This window comes from Pseudomonas sp. AGC41 (assembly GCF_057334555.1).
On sequence record NZ_JBHFJB010000112.1, the window covers coordinates 45,263 to 50,609 of the forward strand.

A 5,347-nucleotide genomic window follows, 5' to 3' on the forward strand; every position below is an offset into this window, starting at 1 on the left:
GGCTCGCTCCCACAGGGTATGTTTGGCCTGGCATACCCACCGCCTGTCGCCTTTGCGGAATTGCGCCTTTCTCCTTCCTGTCGATTTCAAAGAGTCCGGTAAAAACACAGACCGGCACGCCATTCGTGACAGGAGGCCTCCATGCGTATCCACCATCTGAACTGCGGTTGCATGTGCCCGGTGGGCGGGGCGCTGTTCGATGGCTATAGCCGGGGGCTGACGGCGTGCCTGGTGTGTCATTGCCTGTTGATTGAAACCGACACCAATGGCCTGGTCCTGGTGGATACCGGCTTCGGCCAGCGAGATGTGCAGACACCGCAACGGCTGAGCCGATTCTTTCGGGTGTTCAACAACATCCAGTTCGAGCACCGCCTCACGGCGTTGGAGCAGGTGCGGCGCCTGGGATTTGATGCCAACGATGTACGGCACATCCTGCTGACGCACCTGGATTTCGACCACGCCGGCGGGCTCCAGGATTTTCCCCAGGCCCGGGTACATGTGATGCGCGACGAGATGGCGACGGCCCGCAGCGCTGACACCTGGATAAGTCGGCGACGGTTCCAGGCACGGCAATGGCAGGGCGTCGATAGCTGGGAGTTCTACGCTCCGGAAGGTGACACCTGGTTCGGCTTCGATTCGGTGCGCGCGCTGATCGGCGCCGAAGAAGAGGACATTTTCCTGGTGCCGCTTCAGGGGCACACCGCCGGGCATGCCGGGATTGCCCTGCGCACCCCGGACGGTTGGTTGCTGCACGCCGGTGACGCCTATTTTTTCCATGACGAAGTTCATCAGCCCGAGCGCCATTGCCCGCCGGGGCTGAGGTTTTATCAATACATGATGGACACCTACCGTTCGGCACGGATGCGCAATCAGGATCGCCTTCGCGAGTTGGCGCGAGTCCAGAACGGGCAAGTCGAGATTTTTTGCAGTCACGATGCCAGGGAATGGGAGCGGGCGGTAAACCAGGCGCACACGGTCCGGGTGGACTCCACCGCAACGTCGCCGGCCGCGGGTAAACAATCATCCTGAGCCGGTCAGGCGGAACAACAGCTTTCCCTTTTGCCCACGTCTCGTGGGCTTTTTTTTTGTCGAGGATGCCGTTCGTCACCGTTTCCAGATGTTTCTCTCAACTTCGCCGGAGACGCCAATTCTAAAAATCGTGTACCCAACAACACTGCTAAAAGGAGATGGCCATGCCTGCTTCTCATGATCTCTACCAGGATTTGAATTGCAGCAAAGAGACGGTCCAGGAGCGTCGCCAGCAAGACCCGGAACTTGATCGGCTGCTGGACGAATACACAGACGTGGATAACCAGGTCCTGGCGGCCGAATCGATATCGGCGGGCAACGTCGAGGACGATGACATCCGCAGACTCAAGGAACAGCGCCTGTCGATCAAAGACAGGATCGCTCGGCAACTGACAGACACTCAATAAGCGAAGCGTAAGACATGCGAACTCGACTGCCTTGGCATCTATCAAGGTTGTTGCTGGTCGGCGGGATGCTGTTGCTCGGTGGTTGCGACATGGTGTTGTTCAATCCCAAGGGACAGGTCGGCGTTGATCAACGCAACTTGATCATTCTCTCGACGCTATTGATGTTGCTGGTGGTGGTACCGGTCATCGTCATGGCATTTGTCTTTTCTGTGAAGTACCGCGCCTCCAATACCAAGGCCAAGTACACACCGGAGTGGGCGCATTCACGCAAGATCGAAACGGTGGTTTGGGGCGTCCCGCTGGTGATCATCATCATTCTCGGTGTGGTCACCTGGAAGTCGACCCATGCGCTGGATCCGTATCGACCGCTGGATTCGGACGTCAAGCCGCTGGTGGTGCAGGTCATCGCGACCGACTGGAAATGGCTGTTCATCTATCCGGAGCTGGGCATTGCCTCGGTCAACGAACTGGCCATGCCGCTGGACACACCGGTGAACTTTCGCGTGACCTCGGACGGTGCCATGACCTCGTTTTTCATCCCGGCGCTGGGCGGGCAGATCTACGCCATGGCCGGCATGCAGACCCAACTGCACCTGGTCGCCAACGAGGCTGGGGAGTACCGGGGCATCGCCGCCAACTACAACGGGCCGGGATTTTCCGACATGCACTTTCGGACACTCGCCACCGATGCGGCGGGCTTCGACAAGTGGGTCGCCGACGTGCGGGCGGGGCAAGGACGGTTGGACAAGGACAGTTATGCCCGACTTGCCAAGCCGACGTTCAAGCACCCGATTGAACATTACGCATCGGTCCAGCCGGACTTGTTCCAGAGCATCATCGACAAATACGAAGGCATGAATCGTTCCCGTGAAGTCGAGCATCGCATGCACGACATGCAGGGCAGCATCGAGTCTCCCGTCGGGACTCAAAGATCAGCGCAGGAGTAAGACATGTTTGGAAAACTGACGCTTGAGGCGATCCCGACGGATGAGCCGATCATCATGTGGACGCTGGCGGTGGTAGGGCTGGTCGCCTTGGCTGGCATGGGCGCCATCACCTACTACCGCAAATGGACCTATCTGTGGAAAGAGTGGTTTACCTCGGTGGACCACAAGCGCATCGGCGTGATGTACATCGTCGTGGCGCTGGTGATGCTGCTGCGCGGTTTCTCCGACGCGATCATGATGCGCACGCAACAGGCCATGGCGTCCGACGGTTCGCCAGGTTACCTGCCACCGGAACACTACGACCAGATCTTCACTGCCCACGGCGTGATTATGATCTTTTTCATGGCAATGCCGCTGGTGGTCGGCTTGATGAACATCGTCGTGCCGTTGCAGATCGGCGCCCGCGACGTGGCGTTCCCGTTCCTCAATGCGTTGAGTTTCTGGCTGTTCGTGGCCGGCGCGATGCTGGTGAATATCTCCCTGGCGGTCGGTGAGTTTGCGCGCACCGGTTGGGTCGCCTATCCGCCGTTATCCGGCTTGTCCTACAGCCCCGGGGTCGGGGTGGACTACTACATATGGTCATTGCAGATATCCGGCGTCGGGACGTTGCTCACCGGGGTGAATTTCTTCGTCACCATCCTGAAAATGCGTACGCCGGGCATGACCCTTTTCCGCATGCCGGTGTTTACCTGGACGGTACTGTGCACGGCTGTGCTGATCCTGGCGTCATTCCCGATCCTCACCGCGACGCTGCTCATGCTGAGCCTCGACCGCTACCTGGACATGCACTTCTTCACCAACGAGCTGGGCGGCAACCCGATGATGTACGTCAACCTCATCTGGGCCTGGGGCCACCCGGAGGTGTACATCCTGATTCTGCCGGCGTTCGGTATTTTCTCCGAGGTGGCCTCCACCTTCAGCCGCAAGCGCCTGTTCGGTTATCACTCGCTGGTGTGGGCGACGATTGTCATCACCATCCTGTCGTTCATCGTCTGGGTGCACCACTTCTTCACCATGGGCTCGGGGGCGAGCGTCAACGCGTTCTTCGGCATCATGACCATGATCATCGCCGTGCCCACCGGGGTGAAGATATTCACCTGGCTGTTCACCATGTATCGCGGGCGCGTGCGCTTCGAAACGCCGATGCTGTGGACGGTCGGCTTCATCGTTACCTTCAGCATCGGCGGCATGACCGGCGTGCTGTTGGCGGTGCCTGGGGCGGATTTCCTGTTGCACAACAGCCTGTTTCTGATCGCGCACTTCCATAACGTGATCATCGGCGGCGCTGTGTTCGGCTACCTGTGTGGCCTGACCTACTGGTTCCCCAAGGCTTTCGGCTTCAAGCTCCACGATCGCCTGGGCCGGGCGGCGTTCTGGTGCTGGATCATCGGCTTCTACTTCGCCTTCATGCCGTCCTACTTCCTAGGCTTCATGGGCATGACCCGGCGCCTCAACCATTTCGACGTGCCCGAGTGGCGGCCCTGGCTGGAACTGGAGTTGTTCGGTGTCGGCATCATCCTCTGCGGCGTGGTCTGCCAGATCCTGCAGTTCTATTTCAGCATTCGCCAGCGTCACCAGAACCGCGACCTGACAGGCGACCCGTGGGACGGTCGCACCCTGGAATGGTCCACCGCCTCGCCGCCGCCGTTCTACAACTTCGCCCAACAGCCGGTGGTCGAGGGCATCGACGCCTACTGGGGCATGAAGGAGCGCGGCCAGAAGACCGCCGTCGAAGCCGACTTCCAAGCCATCCACATGCCGCGCAACACCGCCATGGGCCTGGTCATCAGCCTGTTCAGCCTGATCATGTGCTTCGCCCTGGTCTGGCACATATGGTGGTTGGCCATCGTCGGGCTGGTCGCGACCATCGGTGGGGTGATCTGGCGCAGCGCCGATGACGACATCGATTACTACGTGCCCGCCGAAGAAGTGGCGCGCATCGAAAACCAACGTATCAAGGCACTGGCGGAGGCTTGACCCATGTCCAATCTCGTTCAGCCACACGCCACCGCGCCGGAATCCGAACACGGGCATTCGGACGCGAGCTCCATGACCCTGTTCGGGTTCTGGATCTACCTGATGACCGACTGCATTCTGTTCGCGACGTTATTCGCGACCTATGCGGTACTCGGCCAGAGCGTCGCCGGTGGGCCCGGCGCGGCCGATATCTTCGAGTTGCCCTACGTCCTCACGGAAACTTTCATCCTGCTGTTCAGCAGCATCACCTACGGCTTCGCCATGCTCGCGCTGAGCGCCGGGCACAAGCAAAAGGTATTGGCCTGGCTCGGGCTAACGTTTGGCCTTGGCCTGGCGTTCATCGGCATGGAAATCCATGAGTTCCAGAAACTCATCGCCGAAGGCTACGGCCCCAGCCGCAGCGCCTTTCTCACCGGCTTCTTCACGCTGGTGGGTACTCACGGCCTGCACGTCGCCACGGGGCTGCTGTGGATGGCCGTGTTGATGTTCCAGGTGCAACGCAACGGCCTGACTACCGTCAACGCCACCCGCCTGGGCTGCCTGAGCCTTTTCTGGCACTTCCTCGACGTGGTCTGGATCTGTGTGTTTACCGTGGTCTATCTGTTTGGAGTGATGTAAATGAGCAGTCATCAGAGCAGCGTCGATGCCAGCCACGGCAGCGCAAAATCCTACCTCACCGGGTTCGTTCTGTCGGTCATCCTCACCGTCATTCCGTTCGCCCTGGTGATGTATCCCACATTGCCCAAGCCCATGACGGCCGGGATCGTGGCGATCTTTGCGGTGATCCAGATCGTCGTGCACCTGATCTATTTCCTGCACCTGAACTTCTCACCGCAACAACGCTGGAACCTCACGGCACTGGTGTTCTCGACCGTGGTGATTGCGCTGTTGGTGGGGCTGTCGCTGTGGATCATGTACAGCGTGCATCACAACATGCTGGCGCACTGACTCGCCCTGCGAACCGCCTTTGTGGGGGGGGGGGGGGGG

The 5,347-nt window shown here is 59.8% G+C and carries 6 protein-coding genes; all 6 read left to right on the forward strand.

From position 1 onward, the window contains the following. Positions 1 to 141: 141 nt before the first annotated feature. The 6 genes from ACE04F_RS18845 (at position 142) to cyoD (ending at position 5,308) form a co-directional block, all read left to right on the forward strand. Entirely contained in the window at positions 142 to 1,029 is an 888-nt protein-coding gene (locus ACE04F_RS18845; RefSeq protein WP_486109038.1) for an MBL fold metallo-hydrolase, read from the forward strand. Positions 1,030 to 1,193: 164 nt separating this feature from the next. Continuing rightward, complete coding sequence (locus tag ACE04F_RS18850; RefSeq protein ID WP_486109040.1) at positions 1,194 to 1,436, forward strand: HP1242/YdcH family protein; 243 nt, start codon at positions 1,194 to 1,196, stop codon at positions 1,434 to 1,436. A 14-nt stretch (positions 1,437 to 1,450) separates the two neighbouring features. After that, positions 1,451 to 2,383, forward strand: a complete 933-nt coding sequence (gene cyoA, locus ACE04F_RS18855) for a ubiquinol oxidase subunit II (protein ID WP_486109042.1) — start codon at positions 1,451 to 1,453, stop codon at positions 2,381 to 2,383. Positions 2,384 to 2,386: 3 nt separating this feature from the next. Further along, positions 2,387 to 4,360: a cytochrome o ubiquinol oxidase subunit I gene (gene cyoB / locus ACE04F_RS18860; RefSeq protein WP_486109044.1), complete on the forward strand. Its 1,974-nt coding sequence runs from the start codon at positions 2,387 to 2,389 to the stop codon at positions 4,358 to 4,360. 3 nt (positions 4,361 to 4,363) lie between these two features. Further along, positions 4,364 to 4,978, forward strand: coding sequence for a cytochrome o ubiquinol oxidase subunit III (cyoC, locus tag ACE04F_RS18865; RefSeq protein WP_486109046.1), 615 nt, complete (start codon positions 4,364 to 4,366; stop codon positions 4,976 to 4,978). Further along, entirely contained in the window at positions 4,979 to 5,308 is a 330-nt protein-coding gene (gene cyoD / locus ACE04F_RS18870) for a cytochrome o ubiquinol oxidase subunit IV (RefSeq protein ID WP_434571998.1), read from the forward strand. The last annotated feature ends 39 nt before the right edge of the window (positions 5,309 to 5,347 follow it).

Coding starts and splice junctions, on each gene's coding strand:
- ACE04F_RS18845 (WP_486109038.1), top strand. CDS start 142: ATGCGTATCCACCATCTGAACTGCGGTTGCATGTGCCCGGTGGGCGGG.
- cyoD (WP_434571998.1), top strand. CDS start 4,979: ATGAGCAGTCATCAGAGCAGCGTCGATGCCAGCCACGGCAGCGCAAAA.
- cyoC (WP_486109046.1), top strand. CDS start 4,364: ATGTCCAATCTCGTTCAGCCACACGCCACCGCGCCGGAATCCGAACAC.
- ACE04F_RS18850 (WP_486109040.1), top strand. CDS start 1,194: ATGCCTGCTTCTCATGATCTCTACCAGGATTTGAATTGCAGCAAAGAG.
- cyoA (WP_486109042.1), top strand. CDS start 1,451: ATGCGAACTCGACTGCCTTGGCATCTATCAAGGTTGTTGCTGGTCGGC.
- cyoB (WP_486109044.1), top strand. CDS start 2,387: ATGTTTGGAAAACTGACGCTTGAGGCGATCCCGACGGATGAGCCGATC.